Raw genomic sequence first — 25,904 nt, forward strand, 5'->3', positions numbered from 1 at the left:
ATTACCAGAGCCAGCTGTTAGGACGAGCCGGGGGCTCTCCCTGGCGCACTGCGACCCAGCCAATAATACAGCGCGCACCAAGCCACACGATTAATAGTGGCCATAGCAATGTGCCTACTAACATCAAACTAAGGGTAAAGGTGACGAAAAAGTAGAGGCAGCCTATCCAAAAAGTACGGATCAAGTAACGGTAGTGAGCTTGCAACCACGGCGCTGCCTCTTTGCGATACACGTAAGCGACTATAACGCCAATCAATAGCGTAACATTGGCCGTTACTAGACCTGCTAAGTAGAGCGCGTAAATGATCTGGGGTGGGCGCGTTTCCTCTTTGGGACTATAACGCTGGGTCATAAATTACCTCGTTACCCGTTAGTAAATCCGAAATTCTTTGGCGTTTGCCAGCCCTTGTTGTTGCTCTATGACTTTGCGATAGCGTTTGTATTCCCACTGATACTGCGTTGGATCAAGTGCAATTGATGCTTCTACGCTGGCATTAACACCAGTGGCTGAGACCACATCATCGGCGCTGTAAACCTGCTCATCGGCGTCAAGGAAATGAATTTCAAACCCCTTGCCGGGCACCCGTAAGGCAACGCCGGTGACTACCCTTGCCTGAGTGCGGGCGACCAGTTTCGGTAGCAGTGTTGCCGTGTAGGCATCTCGCCCATAAAAGGGGGCGAATACACCGCTGCCCCAGTTCGGTTCTTGGTCCGGTAAGATGCCAATGGCTTCGCTGCGCTTAAGTGCTTTGAGAAGGGCAGCAACGCCCCTGGCGTTGGTGGGTACCAAGCTGGCTCCCATGCGCTCACGGCCATGGCGAATAATAGGCTCAAGGTCGGCAATTTTGGGTGGCTCGTACATGGCGGTGAAAGGGAAGTGACTGGAGAGCCAAAAATTAAGCACTTCCCAGTTACCAAAGTGCGGAGCAAGTACGATGACGCCGCGGCCATTGGCTCGGGCGCTGTCTAGTTTATCTCGGCCATGAACCGATAAAATGCTGGCCTCTACTTTTTCGGGAGCAGCCATCCAGGCATGGCCAAGTTCCAGCATCGTTGCTGCCGAGTGGCGCAGGCTTTGTATGGCAAGCGCTTTGCGCTGGCGGGCAGTGGCTTCTGGGTTGACCACTTCCAAATTGATTTCCGTCACCTGGCGCTCTCGTTTGCTAAAGCGATAGACCAGCGGACCTAGCAGCACGGCAATACGCCATAACGCGCCAAGTGGCCAACGCGCCAGTAGCTTCCAAAGGGCTGTAATGGCACGTGCTTGGAGGCGTGATTTTTTAGAAGGTGACTGTTCTGTCATAAGCTACAGGAACCAGCTATCAACGTTGGTTGGCGCACGCTTCTCCTGCAGACCCTTAAAGCCTTTCACACAGCGAACAATAAACCATATAGCCAACGCCAATAGCATGGGGATGCCAATCAGAATAAACGTTAGCAACGTGGCAATGCTGCCGTAGAGCAGCCCAATCCAAAACGTACGGATCTGGTAACGGTAGTGTTCATCTAACCATTTAGGGCCTTTACCACGATAGACATAGGCGATAACGATGCCGACCAGAGAGGTAAATCCTACCAAAAAGCTTGCCAAATAAAGTGCGTAAATCACCATTGCCATGGTGGTGTCTGGCTGTTCTGAGGGCGTATTTTCGCTAATTACTTCACCTTCTAAAGGTGCTTTGTTGGCATCGTCGCGCATAACCGATCCTTTTTGCTATTCGCCATGAGGCATCCCTGAAGACGCCGCTTAAGCGCGCTATGATAGCGCGGCTGGCGCGGCTTATCATTAGCGGGCAGCAGGTCGGCAAATTTCTAGCAAATTACCGTCCGGGTCGCGTAAGTAAATCGACTCAATTGGACCATTAGCGCCTTGGCGGGCAACCGGACCAAGCTCTACGTCAATAGCGAGTGCATCCAAGTGCTGTTTGAACTCATCCAGCGGCAATTGGCAGCGCAGGCATAAATCCAGGCTGCCTGGGGTAGGGGTGGCAGAAACAGGCGCAATGTCGGTATCGGTTTGATGCAGACGCAGTGCCGTGTCGCCGAGCATAAGATCAACCCGCTGCGCGTCTCGGTAGCGCACGTCTAACCCAAGCACTCGGGAGTAAAAATCCACGGCGCGACCCATATCAGTCACCGTAACAACAAGATGGTCCAAACCTGAGAGCATGCCACTTTCCTTAAAAACAAACGTAAAACATGAGAATACGATGATGCGACGCTGCCCGCTATGCAATACGCCTCACTCGACGCTATATCACCAAGACCGTCGCCGCGATTACTACCAGTGTGCCACGTGTGCCTTGGTGTTTGTGCCTGCCGAGCAGCATTTAGATGCATGTCAAGAAAAAGCAGAGTACGACCAGCACCAGAATTCGCCGCATGATACGGGATATCGGCATTTTTTGGGGCGTTTATTTGCACCGCTAGTGGCTAAGCTGCCACAAGATGCCCATGGGCTAGACTTTGGCTGTGGCCCAGGGCCTACGCTGTCGGTGATGTTTGAAGAGGCGGGGTTCGTGATGACGGTTTACGATTTTTTTTATGCCCCAGACGTTGAAGTACTCAACCATCAGTACGACTTTATTACTGCCACCGAGGTGTTAGAGCATCTTGCGATGCCAGGCAAAGAGCTTAGTCAATTGGTCGAGAAATTAGTCCCAGGGGGCTATCTTGGGGTAATGACAAAGCGTGTCAGTACCCCAGAGGCGTTTGCCCGCTGGCACTATATAAACGACCCGACGCATGTGTGCTTTTTCAGCGAAGCGACGTTTCGCTGGTGGGCAGATAAACAGGGTTTAATAGTGGAATTTCCTGGCAATGACACAGCAATATTTAAAAAACACTAATTTACATACCCCAGCTATGAAAAAGCATTGACTTTGTGACATTCAAGGCAATAATTGCGCGCCCGTTTTCTGCCTGCTTGATGTGATAGGCGTGCTTGAGATAGGCGAGCTAACGGCTAACTGCTCTTTATTCAGGCAAGGTGAGGTATACATGTCGCGGCAACTGCTAGCCATGGCGCTAGCGCCCTTATTAGGGCTGTTTATTCTTGGGATTGGCAATGGCTTTCTCGCCACGCTGATCACGGTACGGCTGGACGCTGCGGGCGAGTCGGCAACGGTGATTGGCATTGTCTCCTCGGCTTACTTTATTGGCTTAGCGCTAGGTGCATTGGTTAATGACCGTTTGCTACTGCGTATAGGCCACATTCGCGCTTATGGCAGCTTTGCCTCGCTGGTTGCTGTCACGGTGTTACTGCAAGGGCTGTTTTTTGACCCTTGGGCGTGGTTTGTGCTGCGTTTAATTGGCGGCTGGGCCACGGTGGGCGTTTACTTAGTGATTGAGAGTTGGTTGCTGACATCAGGCGATCAAAAAGTACGTGGCCGATTGCTAGCGATGTATATGATCTCGCTGTATGCCGCGGGTGTACTTGGTCAGTTGCTATTGGGTGTCACCAGTGCCATGGGGGTGACAGCTCCCTTTATGGTGATTGGCCTATTGGCATCGTTATCGGTGTTGCCCATGGCAATGATTCCGCGGGTGTCGCCTATTATGGAACACGCTGAGCCGCTACCGCCACATCGCTTGATTACGATGACGCCAACAGGGGTAATGGGGAGTTTAGGTTCTGGCATGGTGGTGGCTGCCGCCTACACCCTGTTGCCATTGTATTTGCAGCGCATTGGTATGAGCGTCAACCAGGTGGGGCAAATGATGGCCGTCGTGATTCTTGGTGCCATGTTGCTTCAGTACCCGATTGGACGCTGGTCTGACCGTCACGACCGACAAATCGTATTGATCGCCATCAGCGCCTTCTGTGTGGTGATTTCCGCGGCCATGATATGGCTTCCGATGTCGACCCCCTTGCTGGCGGCGCTGCTGTTTTTACTGGGTGGCGGTGTATTTGCGCTTTACCCGGTGGCGGTTAGCCATGCCGCCGACCGTGCTCCTGCGGGAGCGCTGGTACGCATGAGCCAGGGCCTGCTATTGATCAACTCTATTGGGGCTACTATCAGCCCGCTAATGATATCCCCGGTAATGACCGCCATGGGCGATGCCGGGCTGTTCTGGGCGTTTGGCTCGCTGAGCCTGTTTTTTGTTTTATTTTTCAGCTGGCGACGCAGTGTTCGGCCTGCGCCAGTTCCTGTTGCTCCCTTTACACCGACAACGCCGATGACAGCAGCAGGTGCCGAGCTAGTGGTTACTGAGGAACTGATGCAAGGTGCGCTCGAGCACGAGCATCTGGAAGACCTCTCTGATGTTATACCTGACGTTGATGCTGTTGAACCCATCGTTGGGCCCCCCTCAGAAGATCAAACGCATATTGTTTATTACGATGATGTGGAAACTGAGGTGCGTCGATAACGAGAACTGGGTGAAACTGAGACAAAAATGCAGATAGAGGACTGATGTTAATTCAGCAGGTGAGACCTTGGGCTAATGGTGTGATGAAAGTAGTGAAACTACTATTCATGATAGTGTTTTTGCTAATTGCTATTTATCACCGATTTTCTCTGAGGTTTCGCCATGAATTATTATGCTGCGCCGGTACGCGATTTGCGTTTTGTACTCGAAGAGTTACTTGCGCACCGCTCGCTGGGACTGCCAGGCTTCGAAGAAGCCACGCCCGACTTAGTTGAGGCGGTGCTGGAAGAGGCAGCAAAGCTTGCAGGCGATGTGTGGGGGCCGCTAAATAGTGTCGGTGACCGACAAGGTGCTAAGCGCCACACCGATGGCAGTGTCACCACCTCAGAGGGTTTCGCAGCGGCCTATCAGGCGTATGTAGAAGGCGGCTGGAACGGCATTGGTGTTTCTGAAGCGTTAGGCGGACAAAACCTACCTGAGGTAGTCGCCAGTGCCGTTCAAGAAATGCTTCACGGTGCCAATATGGCCCTGGGCCTTTGCCCCATGCTGACGGCAGGCGCAATCGAAGCGCTGGCGCATCATGGCAGTGAAACGCTAAAAACGACTTATCTCCCCAAGCTCGTTGAAGGTACCTGGACAGGTACCATGAACCTGACAGAGCCTCAGGCAGGCTCCGACCTTTCTAAAGTACGTACCAAAGCCATCCCCGAAGGCGACCATTACCGCATTAGCGGCCAAAAAATCTATATCACCTGGGGCGAACACGACGCCGCTGAAAATATCATTCACCTCGTGCTAGCGCGAAAACCCGATGCGCCGGAAGGTAACAAGGGCATTTCGCTGTTCCTAGTGCCGAAGTTCCTGGTTAACGCAGACGGCTCGTTGGGCGAGCGCAATGACGTCACCTGCGCCTCTATCGAACATAAGCTGGGCATTCATGGTTCGCCTACCTGCACCTTAAGCTTTGGTGAAAACGACGGCGCTATCGGCTATCTAGTGGGTGAAGAGGGACGTGGCCTTAACCACATGTTCACCATGATGAATGAAGCTCGCCACAAAGTAGGTATTCAAGGTATTGGGGTGGCTGAGCGTGCTTGCCAGCATGCGTTTGCTTACGCCTTGGATCGCACTCAGGGGCGAGCACCTAAATCTCGCGGTGGTAACGAATGTACGATCAGCGACCACTTAGATGTGCGCCGGATGCTGCTCTCAATGCGCGGCCGCACCGATGCCCTTCGTGCTCTGGCGCTTTACTGCGCTGGCCAACTTGACCTTGCCCGACACAGTGAAAGTGACACCGAGCGCCAAACTGCCCAAGCATGCGCCGATGTACTGATTCCTATCGTCAAAAGCTTTTCTACCGACCAAGCCGTGGATATCGCCTCAATGGGTATTCAGGTACATGGCGGTATGGGCTATGTGGAAGAAACAGGAGCCGCTCAGCTACTTAGAGATGCACGAATCGCGCCTATTTATGAGGGTACGAATGGCATTCAGGCCCTCGATTTGGCGGGACGTAAGTTACAGCGTGATGGTGGTGCTGCGTTATCTGCGCTAATTGATGAGGTGCAAAAAACCGCTGAGACAATGCGTTCTGAGCCTAGCCTTGCGCGTATGGGCAGTGCGCTAGCGGTCGGTGCCGACGATCTTCGTACTGCTATGCAGCTTGTGCTTGAACAAGGCAGTGACCCTGAGACTGGCCCGGATGCTGTGCAGGCCTATGCAACGCCGTTGCTGAATCTAGCTGGCCATGTGCTATGCGCTTGGCAAATGGGTAACGCTGCCCTTCACGCGACCAGTGCGCTGCAACAAGGCAGCAATGAGCCGTTTTATCGCGCCAAGTTATCCAGCGCCAACTTTGTTATCACGCAATGGCTGCCTGTTGGTCGCGCGCAACGCGCGGTTATCGAAGCGGGTATGCAGTGTTTGAGTGATTTTGAATTAACCCCATAAAACACTGTAACGCCAAGTGCTTTAACCACTCATTTCCGCCGGCCTATTGGGTCGGCGGCTTACGTTAATACGCAGTGAAACGATCGTTTTAAAACGTATCGTTGTGCTTAACCGCGTCAGTACGCTTGTGCGTATCGTCACGCTAACTCTTTTTTCTGGTTCACAACAACATTAATGACTCAAACCAAGGAGCATTTCATGCAACTTAAGCACCGCCAGCACGGCGAAGAGCAGCCATACTGGCCCCTGGGGCCGTTTAAAGTGCGACTACCTTTTGTCCATTATCGCTGGGAAATGGCGGAGATGATTCAAGGGCTCATCATGTTTGTGGTTAGCCTGGCGATGATTCCGCTTTTAGAGCAGTACCTTGGCTTACCTTATGATGTTGCCTTGGCTTATGTGGTGGTGTGCGGCGTCGGCTTTATGCTTCCTGCCTTGCTAGGCGTGCCAATGGTGCCTGGTTGGATAACGCCCGCAGTGCCGGTGGTGTTGGCCTTCCTAGGAGATTTTGAGCCAGGCCCAGAGGCTATTCAGGCGTTGTTTGCACTTCAATTCTTGGTCTTTCTGATTTTCTTAATTTTAGGGGTAACCGGGCTGGGTCGTAAGCTGGTTCACTTGGTTCCTAACTCCCTTCAGGCAGGCATTATTATTGGTGCAGGCATCGCGGCTATTACGGGTGAAATACAGCAGGGCGGGCGCTTAGCTGAGACCCCGGTATCATTAATCGCTGGTATGTTAATTGCCATATTTATGCTTTTTTCGGTGGCCTTTAAGCGCTGGGTAGAAGAACACGCGATCATGCGTAAAATTGCCAACTACGGCATGGTGCCAGGCATGATTATTGCGATCCTGGTGGCTTGGGCGATTGGTGAGTACCCACGTCCTACTATTGAGTGGGGGATTACCCAGCCGAACTTCATCGAGATGTGGAACTACCTACCTTTTACAGTCGGCTTTCCTGGCGTTGATGTCTTTATGCTGGCCATACCCACTGCGGTGATCGCCTACGTCATCGCGTTCGGCGATATTGTCGTCGGGCGGACGTTGATGTCTCGTGTTGACCATATTCGTACCGATGAAAAAATCGACTACAGCACGGATCGTATCCACCACGTCACCGCTATTCGCAATGGTATGCATGCTTTTTTTGCTCCCTATCCTGGCTTGGCGGGCCCGATCTGGACTGCTGTAACGGCCACCATGGCTGAGCGTTATAAGAATGGCCGACATGCAATGGAATCGATTTATAGCGGCGGTGGCACGTTCTGGATTACCGGCTTTATTGCGCTGTTTACCCTGCCATTGGTCAGCATGTTTCAGCCGGTGCTGCCCATTGCGCTCTCGCTTACTCTGCTGCTGACTGGCTATATTTGCTTAATGGTGGGTATTGAACAGACTAAAACCACTGCTGAGCGTGGCGTTGCAGGCACGATGGCCGTAGTGCTGGCGGTATATGGTGCAGGGTGGGGGTTAGCCGCCGGGGTCGTACTGTACGTGTTAGTGCAAAAAACAAATATGCTCGGGCGTGAGCCTTCGTCTAGCCAAGACGCGGAAGAGCAAGATCAGCGCTAACGATAAAGATGATCAACACCAAAACGATCAACATAAAAGGTGATTTATGAACGCATCCATTTTTGAGCAGGGCATGCCGCCCACCGTTGCTAACCATGTACCGCTCTCTCCGTTGACGTTTATTGAGCGTTCGGCGGCGGTGTATCCTGATTACCCTGCGGTGGTGCATGGCACAACACGCCGCACCTGGGCAGAAACATGGACTCGCTGTCGGCAATTGGCGTCAGCGCTTGAAAAGCGCGGTCTTCAGCCCGGCCAAACGGTAGCGGCGATGCTGCCTAATATTCCGGCGATGTTTGAAGCCCATTTTGGGGTGCCTCTGGCAGGCTGTGTGCTCAATACCTTGAATATTCGCCTGGATGCCGAAGCCATCAGCTACATGCTGGCCCATGGTGAAGCGAAAGCTGTTCTTGTTGATCCTGAGTTTGCACAGGTCATCAACGAAGCCGTTGCCTTATTAGACAATAAACCGCTGATTATTGACGTTTTCGATCTGGAGTTTTTAGGCGAAACTCAAGGTATTGGTGAGGTTGAGTACGAAGCATTGCTCGCCGAAGGTGATGCTGACTATGCCTACAAGCTGCCTGAAAATGAGTGGCAAGCGATTTCGCTGAACTATACCTCGGGCACCACGGGTAAGCCCAAAGGGGTGGTTTACCATCACCGTGGCGCCTACTTAAACGCGGTCAGCAATATCTTAGAGTGGGCCATGCCGCATCATCCGGTCTATCTCTGGACCTTGCCGATGTTCCACTGTAACGGCTGGTGTTTCCCCTGGACAATTGCCGCTAACGCCGGTGTTAGCGTGTGCCTACGCAAAGTTGATCCAAAGCGGATTAATGACCTGATTGTGGATGAGAAGGTCACGCATTTCAGCGGTGCGCCGATTGTACTGAACGGCCTTGTGAACTTGCCAGCTGATCAGAAGCGGGAATTTGATCATCCCGTGAAAGTGACCACAGCAGGTGCCGCGCCGCCTGCATCAGTCATTGCTGGCGTTGAGAAACTCGGCATTGAAGTGACCCATGTGTACGGGTTAACAGAGGTATATGGCCCGGTGACGGTGTGCGCTTGGCGTGAAGCATGGAATGAGTTGCCGCTGGAGTCCCGTGCCAAGATTAAGGCGCGTCAAGGAGTGCGTTACCACATGCTTGAAGCGCTTTGTGTCGCCGACCCGTTGACCCTTGAGCCCGTCGCGAAAGATGGTCAGACCATTGGTGAAATTTTGATGCGCGGCAACAACGTAATGAAGGGCTATCTGAAGAATGCCGAAGCCACTGAGAAAGCCCTGGAAGGAGGGTGGTATCACACCGGCGATCTCGCGGTTTGGCATGCGGATGGCTACATCGAAATTAAAGACCGCTCTAAAGACATCATCATTTCTGGCGGTGAGAATATCTCCACTATTGAAGTAGAAGATGCCATTTATAGCCACCCTGCAGTAGAAGAAGCCGCCGTTGTGGCCAAGCCTGATGAAAAGTGGGGCGAGACTCCATGCGCGTTTGTTAAATTAAAAATCGGTTATGGTGAAATTACTGAAGCCGACATTATTGCTCATTGCCGAGAGCATTTAGCGAGCTTCAAAGTACCGAAGACAATCATTTTTAGCGAATTGCCAAAAACGTCTACGGGCAAAATTCAAAAATTTGTTTTGCGCGAAGAAGCGAAACAGCACTGATTCAGGGGATAAATAACGATGAGTGAACAACCAATCGGTGTAGTGGGAGCAGGCACCATGGGGCAGGGGATCGCTCAGGTCGTCGCTGCCAGTGGTTTTACGGTTCGTCTCTTTGATGTCGCCGATGAGCAGCTTACCCGCGCCCAAGGCAATATTGATAAAGGCTTTGGCAAGCTGGTCGCAAAAGAAAAAATGAGCGAGCCGGCTAAGCAAGAAGCACTGGCGCGGCTTTCCACGACCACTGATCTCGAAGCGTTGAGTGACTGCGGTATTATTATTGAAGCCGCACCAGAACAACCCGCGCTGAAAGAGAAGCTGTTTCGTGATCTGAGTCATTTAAGTAGCGATGCTATTCTTGCCTCTAACACCTCGTCGCTCTCGCTAACGCGGTTGGCTGCCGTGTGCGAACGTCCTGAGCGGGTAGTGGGCATGCACTTTTTTAACCCAGTGCCGGTGCTCAAATTAGTGGAAGTGATTCGTGCTGAGCAGACTTCTGATACCACCGTTGAGCGCATAGAAGCGTTGGCAAAAGCGCTGGGTAAAACAGCGGTACCGATTGGTGATTCACCGGGCTTTGCGGTTAATCGCTTGTTGGTGCCAATGATTAATGAAGCCGCCTTTATTGTTCAAGAAGGAACCGCAACGCCAGAGGCCATTGACGAAGCGATGAAGCTTGGCGCTGCCCATCCAATGGGGCCGTTGGCGCTGGCGGATCTGATTGGTCTTGATGTTTGTCTGGCGATCATGAATGTGTTGCAAGAAGGGTTTGGCGATCCTAAATATCGCCCCTGCCCGCTGCTAAAGCGCATGGTGGATGCGGGGTATCTGGGACGTAAGAGCGGTCGCGGCTTTCATATATACGAGTGAGAACGCGTAAGCGCATCAGGTCAGTCAAGCGCGACAAAAGAAGTGATTGCCTACCAACCAAGCGTTCGCTAGGGTTGGTAGGTGTTCACTTTAAATGCGTAATAACAATTAAGGAGCCTGTATGAGCGATGCAGTGATTGAAAAAGTTGATAACGACGGTGTGGTACGTCTGACGATTAATCGCCCTAAGGCGTTGAATGCACTGAACAGTGATGTGCTGAGTGCCTTAGAAGCTCATCTTGTAGAGCTTGAAACGCATCCACGTTTACGCGCTGTCATCATTACCGGTGCTGGTGAAAAGTCGTTTGTTGCCGGTGCTGATATCACCGAAATGCGCGATAAAACGCCAGAAGAAGCGCGTGCTTTTGCTACCCAGGCACTGCGTACTATTAAGCGCTTAGAAACATTGCCCGTGCCGGTGGTCGCGCTAGTGAACGGGTTTTGCCTTGGCGGCGGCTGCGAATTGGCGTTGGCCTGCGACTGGGCAGTAGCTAGCGACAACGCTGTCTTCGGCCAGCCTGAAGTGTTGCTAGGTGTGATTCCCGGTTTTGGCGGCACCCAGCGGTTGCCGCGTCGTGTTGGGCCTGCCATGGCGATTGATCTAGTAACCACTGGCCGAAAAATCGATGCTCAAGAAGCGCTGCGCATTGGGCTAGTCAACCGTGTCATGCCCCAGGCTGAGCTTGAAAGCTATGTAGAAGAGCTCACCAAGCAGCTTAAAGGCAACGGCCCTCTATCAGTGCGTGGCGCGAAGCAAGCCGTTCACGATGGGTTAGATCAAGACCTTGATAGCGCCTTGGCGCTGGAAACCAGCCTGTTTGCATTCTGTTTTGCTGGCGAAGAGCAGAAAGAGGGCATGAGTGCTTTCGTTGAAAAGCGCAAACCCAACTTCTAATCTGTGCTTAACTAAGTTTTGCTCATTTAAGGGGTGGCGGCTACGTCACCCCTCTTTTGTGCTCGATAGTTGGCTTCAGCTGTTGTCGGTATTCACAAGGAGCGCTGCATGTTTGATCTGTATATTGCCAACAAGAATTACTCGTCTTGGTCGCTGCGCCCTTGGGTGCTAATGAAGGCGCTGAATATCCCCTTCAATGAACATGTTATGCCATTTGAAGGTGGAGTGGGGGACAGTCATGCCACCTTTACGCGTTTCTCACCTTCTGGCTTGGTGCCATGTTTGGTGGATTCGGATGATGAGGTGACGGTATGGGACTCGTTGGCTATTGTTGAGTATCTTGCTGAAACGTACCCAGGTGTGTGGCCGGAAGACAAAGCAGCACGCGCCTGGGCACGTTGTGCCAGCGCTGAAATGCACAGCGGGTTTGGTGCACTGCGCGCTGAGTGTCCAATGAACTGCGGCGTGCGTGTTGGGCTTAAAGAGCTTTCAGCAGGGCTAAGCAACAATTTGGCACGGCTTGATACGCTATGGCAGGAAGGCCTTGAACGCTTTGGTGGCCCCTTTCTGGCAGGGGGGCAGTTATCAGCTGTGGATGCGTTTTACGCCCCCGTCGCATTTCGGGTACAGACGTTTAACTTGCCGCTGAGCGATGCATCATTGGCTTATGGTCAGCGTCTACTTGCACTTCCGGCGATGGAGGAGTGGTACCAAGCAGCATTGGCAGAAACTTGGCGTGAGCCAATGCACGAGCAGGACACGTTTAAAAACGGCCTTTTATTAAACGATTACCGCGCGGTTTAGCGTACTGTCGCCCTGTATTTTGATAAATCCGCTACACTGGCGAAAATTTTAGATGGATATTTCCAATGGCGTTGAGTGCTACCCCTTACAAAGTTGATGTCAACCTGACGGACCTTGATCGCAATGTCTATGAGACGCTGCGTTTTACGGTGGCTCGGCACCCTTCTGAAACCGAAGACCGGATGTGCGCACGCTTGATCGCCTACTTATTGTGGTATAGCGAAGCGCTCGCTTTTGGTCGCGGTCTTTCCGATGTTGACGAGCCTGCCTTGTGGGAAAAAAGCTTGGATGGTCGCGTGCTGCATTGGATAGAAGTAGGGTTGCCGGATGCAGAACGTCTTACTTGGTGTTCACGCCGTGCTGAGAGGGTGTCACTATTAGCTTATGGGCGAGTAGATCTTTGGGAAAATAAAGTGCTACCGGCGGTGGCGTCGCTCAAGAATGTACATGTAGCGGGGCTACCGCAAGAGGCACTTACGACCATCGCAGCGGATTTGCCGCGGTCCATTAACTGGGCAGTCATGATCAGCGACGGCTCGCTGTTTATTACCGATGAAAATGGCCAGCATGAAGTAACACCTCAGTGGCTTCTCCGAGATCGCTAGAGGAGGAAAGCTAGCTAGTCGCCATGCAAGGTATGGCGTCGTTTTTTCATGACAGGATGTCGTGATAGGCATTGAGTTAGCGAGGTAGATAGCAAGAAGTACGCTTGCTATCTATTCGTGCTATTACATACAATCATTCATGTTTGTTAATGATTGTTCACTCTTGCTTTCCCCGATACTCAAGGATTGAGCCATGAATAATACCTCTGCTCTATGCAGGAAGGTGCTGCCGCTTATTTTACCGTTAAGCCTGATGCCCACATTGGCCGTGGCTAGCGACAGCGCCCTGTCGGTAAAGCTTGAAAATGATGGTTTTGCTAGTAGCGATGACGGCCACTTTACCAGTGGTTTCGAGCTTAACTGGACCTTCACACCGCAAGAAAAAAGTTGGGTACAACACCTTGCGACAGCGCTGCCCGATAGCCTTATTGGCAAAGCGGATAGAGCGTCTTATCGTTTGATTCACCAGATTTATACGCCGAACAATATCGAGCGCCGCGCGTTGATAGAGGATGATCGCCCCTATGCAGGTCTTGTTTACGGCGGACTGTCGCTCTATGAAGACGTGGCGATGGGGCAATGGACGCAAGCTACCGATTTACATCTTGATATTGGGCTCGTAGGACCGTCCTCACTTGCGGACAGTATTCAGCGCGAAGTACACCGTGTGACCGATAGCGACCGCCCACGAGGCTGGAGAAATCAGCTGGGCGATGAGGCGCTGGTGAATGTAACCGTTCGTCGCCAGTGGTGGAATGACATACCGCTAGCCGGTAAACAGTTCTCCCACGGCCCCAGTGTGGGCGCAGCGTTAGGCAACTTGTATACCTATGCAAGTGCTGGCTATAGCGTACGCTGGGGGGACGATGCCGAAGGCATTCCTACGCTGACACCCAACCCGGGTAGCCGTCATCTAATGAGTGGCCATCGTGGTTGGCAGTGGTATTTGTTTGCGAATGTAGAAGGCTATTACATGGCGCAGAACCTAACGCTGGATGGTAATACGTTCAGAGATAGCCACTCTGTTGACCGTGAAGAATGGGTAGCAGAAGCCTCTGCAGGGCTTGCCATGGCCTGGGAGGACTGGCAAGTAACGTATGCCGCTGTTCAGCGTACCCGCGAGTTTGATGGACAAGATGAGCAGGACAAATTCGGTTCAATTACGCTAACGAAACGCTTTTAGTAAAACAATAAGCGGAAGGGGGCGGTATGGCCAACAAGTACCCACATACGCCGGATGGCCGCTATTTTGTGGCTAAAAATCGGCTATGGCGCTGTACCGACCCACGCTTGAGCGATGATGAAAAACGTACCCACATAAAGGCGCTGATGAAAGCCCGCCGAGCGGTGCGCACTGCTCAGCAACAAAACGATGAAATAGCGCTACGCCAAGCACGCGAGGCGGTGCAGTCTGCCAAGGAACTGCTGGGGGAGCGCGGCCCGGTATGGTGGCAGGACGGTGCCCCCGATGAAGGTGGTCTTGCCCCTCACAATAGCTCTTATGCAGAGTGGTGGGCGTCGCACTCCTAAGTGGTGGTTGCTACCCTGAATGCAAGGAGGCGTCAGCTATTCCTCCATTAATATCTATTTAGGAGGAGATTCATATGGATATAGTCTTTTATAACGGTTGGGAAAGTTTGCTGCGCACGTTAATCGTTGGGGTACTTGCTTATGGTGTGCTGGTCGCGTTTTTGCGTATTTCAGGAAATCGTACGCTGTCTAAAATGAATGCCTTTGACTTAATTGTGACCGTTGCACTGGGGTCTACGTTAGCCACCGTGCTGCTTTCAAAAGACGTTGCTTTAACAGAAGGAGCGCTAGCATTAGCATTGCTGATTTCACTTCAGTTTGTGATTACATGGCTTAGCGTACGCGTTAGTTGGGTAAAGCGGTTGGTGACGGGCGAACCATTGATGCTGTTGTATCAGGGGGAGTTTTTAACGTCCTCGCTGCGCCAGGCTCGGGTTACCAAAGACGAAGTGCGCTCTGCTGTTCGCAGCAGTGGCCTTGCAAGCCTAGAAGCAGCGCAAGCAGTAGTACTTGAAACAGACGGCTCGCTTAGTGTTGTTAAGCGGGAAGATGAAGGTACAGGTTCAAGCCTGAATGGCGTTCGTGGATCTCGCTAAACTATTAAAAATCATAAAATTTATAGCCATGACGGTAATTTTCCATTCACGATGACACAAGTGGATGGTAATCTGCGCCACTTTGTTTCTTAACATTTAAGGGCGCACCGTGAATATTAAAGCGAATCTCTCTATTCTAGATATTATTGGCCACTTATTGATTTGGGTGGTGCTAACGATTATTACCTTCGGGATTGCATTGTTTTTCTTCCCCTATTCGTTTTCACGCTTTGTGATTAATCGTACTTCAGTCGTGGATATTGCAACTGGTGCAGAGCGTAAGATGGTGTGTGATATTAATATTTTTAGCAATATTGGTCATATTATTTTGTGGATGATTATCTCAATTTTAACGTTTGGTCTTGGGTATGTTTTTTACTTCTATCGTGTTTGGAATTACGCACTGAATAACTCTCGTATTCAGTAAGTAGCAGGTGTTTTGGCTTCTTGTTGATAGCTTTTGTTTTATTTCCCTCTCCTGCAGGGCTGCCTGCAGGAGAGGTTCCCTTCCACGTCTATTTCTAGCACCACTATTGCCTATGGCACGTCACCTTATGGGTGCATTGACATCGTTTGGTTAGGTCTCTATATTTTCGCGAATAAAAATTACTATCATTAACTTTAACATTCGCTCTGGGATCCTATTCAAATGACCTTTACACCTACTTTTCGATTGCGTCGGCTAAGCATTGCTGTAGCGCTGGCGTCGACGGCAGCTATTCCTGGCGTTCAAGCGCAAGACGGTGCACCAAATGACAGCGTCGACCTCGGCACGGTAGAAGTGACTGCTGAAGTTGCAGGGCGCTTTGGATATAGTGATGCTGAGCGAGATCCCCTCGTTGGCAAACTCGATGTGCCGCTGGCAGAGCAGCCATTCTCAATGTCAGTAATCGACCAAGAGTTTATACAAGACAGCGGTGCTAAAAATATTCAGGATACGTTGCTCTACACCCCCGGTGTTTACGCCGGTAACTTTGGGTTTGATACCCGTGGTGATAGTGCCAAAGTGCGTGGGCTAGACGCCGGGCGCTACTTGGATGGCTTGCGCCAGTTGTATGGCTCTTACAATACGACGAGAACCAATGTTTATGCGCTGGAAAGCGTTGAAGTACTGCGTGGACCGTCGTCGATGCTTTATGGCCAAGCCGATCTAGGTGGCATTATTAACGGCGTTTCTAAGCTTCCTCAGGAAGAGCGAAGTGGGGAAGTTTGGGCGCAGTACGGCTCTTTCGATCGCAAACAGTTGGCATTTGATTTCACCGGTGCTGCGGATGAAGAGGGCACGTTTTTATATCGGATTGTTGGTTTGACTCGCGATAGTGATACCCAGGTAGATCATGTAGCCGATGACGGTTATTTAATTGCCCCTTCGTTTACTTGGCGTCCCAGTGACGATACCAGCATCACACTACTGCTCAATCGTCAGGAAGATAAAAGCCAGGTTTCTGCCCAGTTCTTGCCTCAGGTAGGCACATTAGAGCCGGGTTCCAAGGGCTTTATTGGCTCTGAGCGCTTTGTTGGTGAGCCGGGCTGGGATCGTTATGACAGCGAAAAAACTGAAACGACGCTGTTTGTTGATCACCAGCTGAATGAGAACTGGGCTTTTTCAGCCACCGCGCGCTATACCGATTCCCGCACCGAGACCCGAGAGCACTGGGTGGATATCCCTAGTGTTCCTGATGTTAATGGCGATGTGGACCGTACGATCTTTACGGCAGACGCAGAAACACGCATTTTGAATATGGATGCGCGTATGCAAGGGAAGTTTGAACTGGGCAGCACCCAGCATACGCTGATAGCCGGTATTGATCGTCAGGATGCCCGCTGGTCTCAAGACAACTACAGCTCGGTGACCAGCGGTGGGGGGCGCTTTAATGTTTACAACCCCCAATATGGAAATCTACAGCTAGATTCGCTCAACCCAACAGACCGCCCCGATAATGAAATTGAGCAGGTCGGGGTGTATCTTGCCGATCATATTGAAGTCGGGCCTGTCGTCGTATCCGCAGGCGTGCGCCGAGACTGGGCTGAAAACCGTACCTTGGCGCTGTCAGGTCCCGATACGGTAAGCGATGAAGGTGAAACAACCGGGCGATTGGGATTGATGTATCGTTTTGATAATGGCTTTTCGCCTTATGTAAGCTACGCGGAAGCATTTTCGATGAACCTGGGTAGCGACGGCACGGCGAACCCCAGCCCGTTGAAGCCCACCACCGGCGACCAAGAGGAGATTGGCTTTAAGTACGTCTCGCCAGATCAGTCGTTGGCGATTAGCGCGGCTTACTTTGATATTACCCAGCATAACCGCATCAGCGACGGTGCAACGCCGGGCGGTGTAGAGCAAGTGGGTGCTGTGGTGGATGGCTGGGAGCTGCAGATCAATAAACGCTGGCAGCAATTCGAGACGCAGCTGGCGTATACCAACATAAACGCGATCAACGATAGCACGGGTGCCCGGTTACCTTTTGTTGCTGAAGAGCAAGCGTCCTGGTGGAACCGTCTCTATGTCGGTAGCAACTGGCGTATCGGTGCTGGGGTGCGTTATGTGGGGGATAATGTTGGATCTGGAGGTGCTCCCGTTGTGCCTTCTAATACGCTTTATGACGCCATGGTGGGTTATACGATGGGGGAGTGGGACTTCTCGGTTGATGTGAAAAATGCCACAGATGAAGAGACTATCTCTTGGTGCCGCTATGAAGGTGGTGATTGTGGATATGGCGACCGCCGCAGTATCGTGGGTAATGTTCGATACCAGTTCTAAGTAGCGTTATTACTACTGCACCTGTCTTAACACCGGGCCTGAAAAATAGGCCCGATGTTATCAATGGTGCTTAGCCTGGGAGTTTAGTATATAGGGTTAGTGTGAAAGGTTAATTTAGGCGGTTAGTGTGGGTGCTTAATAAGTACCTTAACCAATCGCCGTACAATAGGCGACACTAGATTAATGACCGGTAGAGCAACCGCAAAAGCAAATAGCCATGCCTTCAACCAAACAAAGACAATGCCATCTATAAAGCCGACATTGTAGAGCGTAATCACCAGCGACATAATGCATGACATAAACAGTGCCATTAAGAAAGAAAATATCAGCTGGGCGTATTTTGGATCAAACATGACTGCCTCTGTCAAACATGCTATGAATTACAAATTAAAAATCGATAGCTAAATCAGGGTCGATAATGCAGTAAAGAGCGATAATGAAACACAGTAAATCGCCATCCTTAGCGATCGTTAGCCAATCCGGCCGCCTTAACGTTTATCTTCTGTCTTGTGAATAAAGTCACTGGCATCGTGGCGTTCGTGGAGCTGTTCGTTAGGCTCACCCCAGGTGCGGTTAACTATTCGTCCACGTTGAACGGCAGGGCGTGCGTCAATCTCCTCAGTCCAGCGTAAAACGTTCTGATAGGTGTGGGCTTCTAAAAACTCAGCTGCTTCATACACGCGGTTTTTTACCAGTGCGCCGTACCACGGGTGAATCGCCATATCCGCGATGGTGTACTCATCGCCCGCCATAAAGCGGTTATCCGCTAAGTGGCGATCCAGTACATCCAACTGACGTTTCACTTCCATGGTATAGCGATCAATCGGGTACTGGTATTTTTCTGGTGCGTAAGCGTAAAAGTGACCAAAGCCGCCGCCAAGCATGGGCGCACTACCCATTTGCCAAAATAACCAGGATAGGCACTCGGTTCGCTTCGCCGGGTCATTGGGTAAGAACGCACCAAATTTCTCAGCTAAATAAAGCAGAATCGCTCCTGACTCAAAGACCCGCTGTGGCGGGGTGGTGCTGTGATCCATTAGCGCTGGAATTTTAGAGTTGGGGTTTACCTCAACAAAGCCGCTACCAAACTGATCACCTTCGCCAATTTGTATCAGGTGAGCATCGTATTCCGCTTGTTTAATACCCTGTTCCAGCAGCTCTTCAAGCATGACGGTAACTTTTACGCCGTTTGGGGTTGCAAGAGAGTAAAGCTGCAGTGGATGCTTACCCACGGGCAATACTTTATCGTGGGTCGCGCCAGCAATGGGGCGATTGATGTTAGCGAATTTTCCACCGTTACCAGGTTCCCATTTCCAAACCCGCGGTGGCGTATAAGTCGTGTTGTCGCTCATGATGTCCTCGCTATTCCTAGAATTAAAAAGGGCGGTGCAGCGACTCACCCGAAATGTTGTGGCTACTAAGGCGTTATGGGGCCATAAAACGTGGGTACAAGGATAGTGTGTTGTTAGCCTGATAATAAATAGTTATTTATCATGGAGAAATGTCATGCGGACTATTGGCGTATTAGGCGGTATGAGTTGGGAGTCGACACAAAGTTATTATCAGGCGCTAAATCAGGGGGTTAATCAGGCTCTTGGCGGTTTTCACTCAGCGCAGATTGTGATGATAAGTGTTGATTTTGCTGAAATAGAAACCCTGCAACAACGGGGGGATTGGCAAACTGCTGGCCAGTTGCTCGCAAGCGCTGCCAAACGTATTGAAGAGGCTGGGGCAGAATGTTTGCTATTGGCTACCAATACTATGCATAACGTCGCGCCTGCGATTGAGTCTGCTATTCAGATTCCCTTTTTGCACATCGCCGATGCTACCGGGGAAACATGTCAGAGTGATGGCGTGACTCGGGTTGGGTTAATAGGTACCCGCTTCACGATGGAGCAGGACTTTTACAAGGCACGCTTAAAAGAGCGCTTTGGGATTGATGTCGTCATTCCGAATGAGCAAGAACGTGCCGAGGTGCATCAGGTTATTTTCGACGAGCTATGCCATGGCGATATCCTCGCGTCATCGCGTGTGCGTTATCTGGATATTATTACGTCGCTACACCAGCAGGGTGCCGAGGCCATCATTCTAGGTTGCACAGAGATAGCGCTATTGGTCGAGCAGAAACACACCCAGGTACCCCTTTATGACACCACCGCTCTGCACGCAAGCAAAGCGGTGGAGTGGGCGCTAGGTAATTAAACCAGCGTCAGTGTGACATCGATATTTCCGCGGGTAGCGTTGGAGTAGGGGCAAACAATATGGGCTTTGTCGACCAGTGATTGGGCAACGTCTTTTTCCAAACCAGGCAAGCTGATTTTTAGCTCAACTTCAATACCGAAGCCAGTTGGAATGGCGCCAATACCCACACTGCCATCAATCTGGGTTTCGTCGGGAAGTTTAACTTTTTCCTGGCTGGCGACGTGTTTAAGTGCGCCTAGGAAACAAGCGGAGTAGCCTGCAGCAAACAGCTGTTCGGGGTTAGTGCCTTCACCGCCTGCGCCACCTAGCTCTTTAGGTGTACTGAGCTGAACATTTAGCGCGCCGTCAGAGGACTTAGCATGACCTTCGCGGCCGCCAGTGGCGTGAGCGTGTGCACGGTAAGCAACAGTTTCAATTGACATAGATTATTTCCTAAACTTGGTTGTTATGGACATAGCTGTTATGAACCAAACGTGTGCTTGGGGGTTTAATTTAGTGCAGCTTTATTTTGCGCGCAAGTAAATGGCTGAAGAAATTACCTACCCTGCCACAACGTTCAGCGGGTTACTTGACCTTAAGTAAGTTTTCGCGCAGCTGGACTAAATCTTCTTTCAGTTGGTTGAGTGCTTCAACCGACGTTTCGCTGGCGTTGACGATACAGCTGGGAATATGGCGCGCCTGTTCACGAAGCGAGCGGCCTTTATCTGTCAGGAATAACTCGACAACACGTTCATCTTGAAGGCTACGCTGCCGGATAAGCAGCTGATCACTTTCAAGCCGTTTTAGTAGCGGCGTTAACGAGCCAGGATCTGTTAGTAAGCGTTTGCTTAGGGTACCTACTGTTAGGCCATCTTCTTGCCACAGTACCAGCATGGCGAGGTATTGCGGGTAAGTGAGCCCTAGCTCTTTGAGCAGAGGTTTATAAACTTTGGTCATCATCAGCGATGTTGAATACAACGCAAAGCAGAGCTGGTGATCTAACTCTAATTCGCTACAAGGGTCTAGCGCTGGCATGTCGACTCCAGGACAGGGTGCATAACGCGTAATGTAGCGTGCGGGGAAGTGAGTAGCTATCCCTAGACGTTGGTCGTAAGTTGGTCGTTTTGTTTTGACACCGCGTGTTGCGATAGCTAGCCTTCACTTATCGGATGTTACCGGTAACAATTTGTTGGAACATAAACTGCAAACCTGATGGCCGATACGATTCGATAGCCTTTCGGTAAATAGCCAACCAACAACAACGACTATTCTGGAGATAACGTCATGACAACGATTTGGCGCAGCACGCTTACTTTGGTCGGTGCGACCACTCTGACTTTTGGCATGGCACATGCTCAAAGCCCTGAACTTTCTGATCCGCCTGCGATTGAAGGCGACGTAGTGGCTGACCACGGAAGTCACACCCTGCGTATGGGCATTGGCCTGTCCGAAACATCGCCGCAGTTTCTCTCTAGCCAGTACTTCGGTGAAATTCTTGAGCAGCGTACCGATGGCCGTATTACGGTCAATGTTTTCCCCAACAGCCAGTTGGGCGACGATGTTCAAATGATGGAAATGCTGCAAACCGGCACGTTGGATATGACCTATCCTTCAAGCTCAGCTACGACCGGGTACGTGGAGGCACTGTCAGCATTTGATTTGCCATTCCTATTACCAAGCCGAGAAGCCGCGATTGCTGTTATGCAGAGTGATGTGGCTCAGGGAATGCTGGATGCGTTTGAGGGCACGGGCTTAAAAGCACTGACGTTCTCAGAAAATGGCTACCGCCAGCTCTCTAATAGTGCACGGCCCATCGAATCACCTGAAGATGTTGCTGGCTTAGACGTTCGCGGACTCAGTGTTCGTACGATGGAAAACCCTGTGCACTTAGCCATTTGGGAAGCGTTAGGTGCCAACCCAACACCAATGGCCTTTGGCGAGCTATTTTCGGCGCTTGAGCAAGGTGTTGTGGACGGCCAGGAAAACCCGTGGAGCACCATCCTTACTTCTAACTTCAATGAAGTGCAGGATTACGGCACCGAAACGCGTCACGTTTATACGCCATTTATCATGATGCTCTCCGAGCGTACCTGGAACCGCATGGCGCCTGAGTATCAAGCGCTGGTGCAGGAAGCTGCCCGACAGTCTGCTGAGTACGAAATCCAACTTTCTGCCGAGTATGACGATTGGTCGCGTGATCAGTTAGAAGCACGCGGTATGCAAATTACCCGCTTAGATGATGAGCAGTTAGCCGCTTTCCAAGACGCCGTTCAGCCTGTTTATGAAGAGTGGGCACCGCGTATCGGTGAAGATCTGATCGCTGAAATTCAACAAATCGTGGAAGACAGCAGCAACTAAGCTGCTACGTATAGCGCGCCATCGGGCAGGCCCACACGCCTGCCCGACTTGTCAGTGCCCCTCGGAGTTTTTATGACTACCTCCTCTACTCCCCCAAACGCGGTGACCTCTACAGCACCAACGTTGGAAGATCCGTCGGTTTATTTGAACGACCCTAATCGCAAGCTGCTTGAGATTGATACTGAGACTCGCCAAGGTCCTGCGCTGTTCCGCTGGTTAACACTCGCTATGGAGTATTTGATTGGCGTTATTTTGGCGGCGCTGATTGTCGCGGTTTCCAGTAATGTCGTTGGCCGTTCTGTGTTCAACCATTCACTGCCCTGGGTCGATGAGTTGGCACGCATGCTGTTTATTTGGCTGGTCTTTATCGGCGCAGCGGCGGCGTTTGCACGCTATGAGCATATTGCTGTCGATGCGCTGGTGAGGCGCTTGCCGTTGCGTGTCGCGCATATGCTCTATTTCTTACAACACCTGATTATTGCAGGGCTCATGCTGGTGATGATTTGGGGCGGCTATCAAGTGCTCACGCGCTCAAGCGGACGCTCCGCGATCATGGGCGTACCGCTAAGCTTGGTCAGCCTGTCATTGGTGTTGTGCGTCATTTTTATCGCGGCGGTATCGCTTTGGCGTATGTGGGTAAGCGTGGGAGTTATCCGTCAACCACATCGCCAATCGGCTGACTTACCAGGGGAGCGTTAATCATGCTGTGGATTTTTCTAGCCATATTATTGGCATCTATTGTGATTGGTTTGCCGATTGCGTTTGGCCTAGGGGTAGCAGCCTTAGTCATGGCAGTGCTCTCTGATATCCCGCTATCGATTATGATTGAGCAGTCAATTCGTGGCGTGAATAGCTTCCCGCTACTGGCGATTCCCTTCTTTATTCTCGTCGGCGAAGTGATGAGCAATGGTGGCATTGCTCGACGCTTGATGGAGCTTGCAGGCGCGTTGGTGGGCTTTATGCGCGGTGGGCTTGGCCAGGTAGCCATTACCGGTTCGATGTTTTTTGGCGGGATCAGCGGCTCGGCGGTTGCGGATACCGCAGCGACCGGCGCGATGATGATCCCCTCGATGAAACAGCAAGGTTACACCGCCGCAAATGCCACGGCGATAAACACCGTGTCATCGGTGATCGGCATTATTATTCCACCGTCAATACCGCTTATTTTATATGGCATTGTTACCGAGACGTCGATCAGTCGCCTGTTTATCGCGGGGATTGTGCCTGGCCTGTTAATTGGCGCGGCGCTAATGGTGACCACCTTTATTCTAGCGAGCAAGCAGGGTGGCGGCGTTCGCCAATTTCGCTGGGACCGGCTGTGGAAAGCGTTTAAGGATGCCTGGCTAGCCCTGGTGCTTCCTGTGATCGTTATAGGTGGCATTATTGGCGGCGTATTTACCGCTACAGAGGCTGCCGTTGCTGCGCTGCTCTATTCGCTGGCTATTTCTCTGCTGGTATACCGCGAATTTAAGCTCAGCGAGTTGGGCGGTATGTTAATTCGCACTGCAAGGCTTACTGGCATGGTGATGATGCTGTTGGCATTTGCCACCGTTATTGCTTGGTTTTTGACTATTAACATGGTTCCACAAACCTTAGTACGCCAAGTACAGGCGATTACCCAGGAGCCGTTTTTGCTGCTGCTAATTGTGGCGGGGCTACTGCTGTTGGTGGGGTTCGTGATGGACCTAACGCCGGCCATGGTGATTATGGCACCGATGCTTGCGCCGATTGTGACATCGGTAGGCGTCGATGCCGCTTATTTTGGCGTTCTAATGGCCTTTATTTTAGGCATTGGGCTGTTGACCCCGCCGGTTGGCACCTGCCTGTACGTTGGGTGTGGCGTTGGCAAGGTGTCTATGGAATCTCTGGTAAAAGCCATGCTGCCTTACTACGCCGCCTTGATCGTTGTTCTGGTGGTGCTGATTGCGTTCCCTGGCATCGTTACTTGGCTGCCAGACCTAACCGCCGTGCGCGGCAATTGATAGGAGCATCGAGTGAATAAATTATCACATCGTATTCTTGTCATGGGCGTTTCTGGATCAGGGAAGTCTCATATTGGACAGCAGTTAGCAGCAGAACTGGGCGCAACGTTTATTGACGGTGACGACCATCATTCACCCGCCAATGTGGCGAAAATGGCCAGCGGTACGCCACTCAATGACAATGATCGTCGTGACTGGCTGGCAACACTTGCTGATCTGTTCGCGGCTCATAAAGCGCGCAATGCTTCTGTGGTCATCGCCTGTTCCGGCCTTAAAAAACGCTATCGGGATCGCCTGCGTGAAGGTGACCCCGCACTGCGTGTTTTGTATTTAGAAGGAACCCACGCACTTCTGCGTGAACGGTTAGAAACCAGGGCAGGGCACTTCTTTAAAGGTGATAACATGCTGGCAAGCCAGCTTGCCGATTTAGAGCCGCCAAGCAGTGATGAAGCGGTGACGGTCTCCATTGCGCTATCGCCTATCGAGATTGTCGAGCGCTTCACGGCGGCGCTAGCACCCACGCTACGCGTTCATTAGGCTAAAGGATGGGATAGGCGAGGGGCCGTACTATTCGCTATGGTATGGCCCCTGCGCCTTCAACAGTCCTGTATTTAGCAGGTTTACGTAGTTAACAGGCTTACGCATTTAACAGAACAGTCAGTGACGCCATTGAAGAAAAAACGCCCGACATTACAAGATATTGCTGATCGCGTTGACGCGACAAAAATGACCGTCAGTCGCTGCTTGCGGGACCCTGATACGGTATCGGAAGGGCTTCGCGAACGTATTTTTAGCGTTGCTGAGCAGATTGGCTATATTCCCAATCGGGCACCAGACCTGCTTTCTCGGGCTACCAGCCACTCTATCGGCGTGTTGGTGCCATCGCTGACCAACCAAGTATTTGCTGATGTCATTGTCGGTATCGAAGCGTACACCGAGCCTGCCGGTTATCACTTGATGCTCTCTCACTACGGTTACAGCCCTGAGCTTGAAGAGCGCAGTTTGGCCTCGCTGCTCTCTTATAATGTGGATGGCGTCATCTTGTCTGACCGCGATCACACGCCGCGTAGCCTGCGGATGTTGGAGACAGCCGGTATTCCTATTGTGGAAATTATGGATACCCGCCGCCCGCCACTACAGCAGGCGGTGGGTTACGATAACGTACAGGCCGCTTACGATATGGTGAGTGAGATGATTCGCCGTGGCAGGCGCCAGGTGATTTATCTGGCTGTGCGTCTAGATGAACGGACACGCCAGCGCGAGCAAGGCTATCGCCAAGCCATGGAAGAGCAGGGGTTAACACCGATAACGCTTCAGAGCAGTCAGCGCTCTTCCTATAGTGTTGGGGCGGCGCTTATGCAGGAAATTCAGCGAGATCACCCTGGTGCCGATGGCATTTTCTGCACCAATGATGATGTTGCGGTGGGGGCTTACTTTGAGTGTTTACGCCATGGCATTAATGTCCCCGGAAAAATGGCGATTGCCGGGTTTCATGGCCACGATGTTGGCCAGGCGATGACGCCGCGCCTTGCCAGTGTCATTACACCTCGGCAAGCCATTGGGGAAGTCGCTGCGAAAACGCTATTGTCGCGCATTCGTGGCGAGTTCTCTGAACACCAAGTGATGGATCTGGGGTATCGAATTGAGGCGGGCAAAACACTTTAGCCGCTAGGTAGCTGGCGGCGAACCGGCAAACTCGATAGGCTGTTAATTAAAGAGTGGATATTAACCAGCCATCAAAAAGAATCGCT

General features: G+C 51.6%; 28 protein-coding genes. 20 read left to right on the forward strand and 8 right to left on the reverse strand.

Features of this window, described 5'->3' with window-relative positions; translation table 11 throughout:
* Position 1: 1 nt before the first annotated feature.
* From B6A39_RS04505 to B6A39_RS04520, 4 genes are all read right to left on the reverse strand, one after another.
* On the reverse strand, positions 2-352 hold the full coding sequence (locus B6A39_RS04505) for a DUF4870 family protein (protein ID WP_083001790.1): 351 nt from the start codon (positions 350-352) through the stop codon (positions 2-4).
* Between the two features lie 18 nt (positions 353-370).
* A complete protein-coding gene (locus B6A39_RS04510; RefSeq protein ID WP_083001792.1) occupies positions 371-1,303 on the reverse strand; it encodes a lysophospholipid acyltransferase family protein in 933 nt (310 codons plus the stop codon).
* A 3-nt stretch (positions 1,304-1,306) separates the two neighbouring features.
* Positions 1,307-1,699, reverse strand: coding sequence for a DUF4870 family protein (locus B6A39_RS04515; protein WP_083001794.1), 393 nt, complete (start codon positions 1,697-1,699; stop codon positions 1,307-1,309).
* 87 nt (positions 1,700-1,786) lie between these two features.
* Positions 1,787-2,170, reverse strand: a complete 384-nt coding sequence (locus tag B6A39_RS04520) for a VOC family protein (protein ID WP_083001795.1) — start codon at positions 2,168-2,170, stop codon at positions 1,787-1,789.
* A 40-nt stretch (positions 2,171-2,210) separates the two neighbouring features.
* On the opposite strand from B6A39_RS04520, the gene B6A39_RS04525 reads away from it, so the two are divergent.
* The 14 genes from B6A39_RS04525 to B6A39_RS04590 all read left to right on the forward strand — a co-directional run bounded on the left by B6A39_RS04525 (position 2,211) and on the right by B6A39_RS04590 (position 17,632).
* Entirely contained in the window at positions 2,211-2,849 is a 639-nt protein-coding gene (locus tag B6A39_RS04525; protein WP_083001797.1) for a class I SAM-dependent methyltransferase, read from the forward strand.
* A gap of 151 nt (positions 2,850-3,000) precedes the next feature.
* The gene (locus B6A39_RS04530) at positions 3,001-4,371 is read left to right on the forward strand and encodes an MFS transporter (protein ID WP_083001799.1); all 1,371 of its coding nucleotides are present in this window, start codon (positions 3,001-3,003) and stop codon (positions 4,369-4,371) included.
* Between the two features lie 162 nt (positions 4,372-4,533).
* Entirely contained in the window at positions 4,534-6,324 is a 1,791-nt protein-coding gene (locus tag B6A39_RS04535; protein WP_083001801.1) for an acyl-CoA dehydrogenase, read from the forward strand.
* Between the two features lie 198 nt (positions 6,325-6,522).
* Positions 6,523-7,896 (forward strand): solute carrier family 23 protein, encoded by a 1,374-nt coding sequence (locus B6A39_RS04540; RefSeq protein ID WP_083001803.1) that lies wholly within the window; start codon positions 6,523-6,525, stop codon positions 7,894-7,896.
* Between the two features lie 46 nt (positions 7,897-7,942).
* On the forward strand, positions 7,943-9,574 hold the full coding sequence (locus tag B6A39_RS04545; protein WP_083001805.1) for an acyl-CoA synthetase: 1,632 nt from the start codon (positions 7,943-7,945) through the stop codon (positions 9,572-9,574).
* Positions 9,575-9,592: 18 nt separating this feature from the next.
* On the forward strand, positions 9,593-10,441 hold the full coding sequence (locus tag B6A39_RS04550; protein WP_083001807.1) for a 3-hydroxybutyryl-CoA dehydrogenase: 849 nt from the start codon (positions 9,593-9,595) through the stop codon (positions 10,439-10,441).
* Between the two features lie 121 nt (positions 10,442-10,562).
* Positions 10,563-11,336 (forward strand): enoyl-CoA hydratase-related protein, encoded by a 774-nt coding sequence (locus B6A39_RS04555; RefSeq protein WP_035565515.1) that lies wholly within the window; start codon positions 10,563-10,565, stop codon positions 11,334-11,336.
* Between the two features lie 108 nt (positions 11,337-11,444).
* On the forward strand, positions 11,445-12,140 hold the full coding sequence (locus B6A39_RS04560; protein ID WP_083001809.1) for a glutathione S-transferase family protein: 696 nt from the start codon (positions 11,445-11,447) through the stop codon (positions 12,138-12,140).
* A 65-nt stretch (positions 12,141-12,205) separates the two neighbouring features.
* A complete protein-coding gene (locus B6A39_RS04565; protein WP_083001811.1) occupies positions 12,206-12,745 on the forward strand; it encodes a YaeQ family protein in 540 nt (179 codons plus the stop codon).
* Between the two features lie 193 nt (positions 12,746-12,938).
* On the forward strand, positions 12,939-13,928 hold the full coding sequence (locus tag B6A39_RS04570) for a lipid A deacylase LpxR family protein (RefSeq protein ID WP_083001813.1): 990 nt from the start codon (positions 12,939-12,941) through the stop codon (positions 13,926-13,928).
* Positions 13,929-13,954: 26 nt separating this feature from the next.
* Positions 13,955-14,275, forward strand: a complete 321-nt coding sequence (locus B6A39_RS04575; RefSeq protein ID WP_083001815.1) for a hypothetical protein — start codon at positions 13,955-13,957, stop codon at positions 14,273-14,275.
* A gap of 74 nt (positions 14,276-14,349) precedes the next feature.
* Entirely contained in the window at positions 14,350-14,871 is a 522-nt protein-coding gene (locus B6A39_RS04580; protein WP_083001817.1) for a DUF421 domain-containing protein, read from the forward strand.
* 109 nt (positions 14,872-14,980) lie between these two features.
* Positions 14,981-15,298, forward strand: a complete 318-nt coding sequence (locus tag B6A39_RS04585) for a DUF6693 family protein (RefSeq protein ID WP_083001819.1) — start codon at positions 14,981-14,983, stop codon at positions 15,296-15,298.
* Positions 15,299-15,520: 222 nt separating this feature from the next.
* Positions 15,521-17,632 (forward strand): TonB-dependent siderophore receptor, encoded by a 2,112-nt coding sequence (locus tag B6A39_RS04590; RefSeq protein ID WP_156886193.1) that lies wholly within the window; start codon positions 15,521-15,523, stop codon positions 17,630-17,632.
* A gap of 122 nt (positions 17,633-17,754) precedes the next feature.
* Here B6A39_RS04590 and B6A39_RS04595 read toward each other — a convergent pair whose 3' ends face one another.
* Both B6A39_RS04595 and yghU read right to left on the reverse strand, forming a co-directional pair.
* Entirely contained in the window at positions 17,755-17,985 is a 231-nt protein-coding gene (locus tag B6A39_RS04595) for a DUF2798 domain-containing protein (RefSeq protein WP_083001821.1), read from the reverse strand.
* A gap of 135 nt (positions 17,986-18,120) precedes the next feature.
* On the reverse strand, positions 18,121-18,984 hold the full coding sequence (gene yghU, locus B6A39_RS04600; protein ID WP_083001823.1) for a glutathione-dependent disulfide-bond oxidoreductase: 864 nt from the start codon (positions 18,982-18,984) through the stop codon (positions 18,121-18,123).
* 154 nt (positions 18,985-19,138) lie between these two features.
* Between yghU and B6A39_RS04605 the strand changes: the two genes are divergently transcribed.
* Positions 19,139-19,834: an aspartate/glutamate racemase family protein gene (locus tag B6A39_RS04605; protein ID WP_083001826.1), complete on the forward strand. Its 696-nt coding sequence runs from the start codon at positions 19,139-19,141 to the stop codon at positions 19,832-19,834.
* On the opposite strand, the gene B6A39_RS04610 is transcribed toward B6A39_RS04605, so the two are convergent.
* Both B6A39_RS04610 and B6A39_RS04615 read right to left on the reverse strand, forming a co-directional pair.
* On the reverse strand, positions 19,831-20,256 hold the full coding sequence (locus B6A39_RS04610; protein ID WP_083001828.1) for an organic hydroperoxide resistance protein: 426 nt from the start codon (positions 20,254-20,256) through the stop codon (positions 19,831-19,833). The two genes, B6A39_RS04605 and B6A39_RS04610, sit on opposite strands and share 4 nt — an antisense overlap.
* 142 nt (positions 20,257-20,398) lie before the next feature.
* Complete coding sequence (locus B6A39_RS04615) at positions 20,399-20,848, reverse strand: MarR family winged helix-turn-helix transcriptional regulator (RefSeq protein WP_083001830.1); 450 nt, start codon at positions 20,846-20,848, stop codon at positions 20,399-20,401.
* 249 nt (positions 20,849-21,097) lie between these two features.
* Between B6A39_RS04615 and B6A39_RS04620 the strand changes: the two genes are divergently transcribed.
* The 5 genes from B6A39_RS04620 (at position 21,098) to gntR (ending at position 25,818) form a co-directional block, all read left to right on the forward strand.
* Positions 21,098-22,171 (forward strand): TRAP transporter substrate-binding protein, encoded by a 1,074-nt coding sequence (locus tag B6A39_RS04620; protein ID WP_083001833.1) that lies wholly within the window; start codon positions 21,098-21,100, stop codon positions 22,169-22,171.
* A 72-nt stretch (positions 22,172-22,243) separates the two neighbouring features.
* Positions 22,244-22,870, forward strand: coding sequence for a TRAP transporter small permease (locus B6A39_RS04625; protein WP_083001835.1), 627 nt, complete (start codon positions 22,244-22,246; stop codon positions 22,868-22,870).
* 2 nt (positions 22,871-22,872) lie between these two features.
* Positions 22,873-24,153 carry a TRAP transporter large permease gene (locus B6A39_RS04630; protein ID WP_009722466.1) on the forward strand — a complete coding sequence of 427 codons (1,281 nt, stop codon included), beginning with the start codon at positions 22,873-22,875 and terminating at the stop codon, positions 24,151-24,153.
* A gap of 12 nt (positions 24,154-24,165) precedes the next feature.
* Complete coding sequence (locus B6A39_RS04635; protein ID WP_083001837.1) at positions 24,166-24,690, forward strand: gluconokinase; 525 nt, start codon at positions 24,166-24,168, stop codon at positions 24,688-24,690.
* A 132-nt stretch (positions 24,691-24,822) separates the two neighbouring features.
* Positions 24,823-25,818, forward strand: a complete 996-nt coding sequence (gene gntR, locus B6A39_RS04640; RefSeq protein ID WP_083007846.1) for a gluconate operon transcriptional repressor GntR — start codon at positions 24,823-24,825, stop codon at positions 25,816-25,818.
* Positions 25,819-25,904: the final 86 nt, after the last annotated feature.

It is taken from the genome of Halomonas sp. GT (genome assembly GCF_002082565.1).
Classification (GTDB): domain Bacteria; phylum Pseudomonadota; class Gammaproteobacteria; order Pseudomonadales; family Halomonadaceae; genus Vreelandella.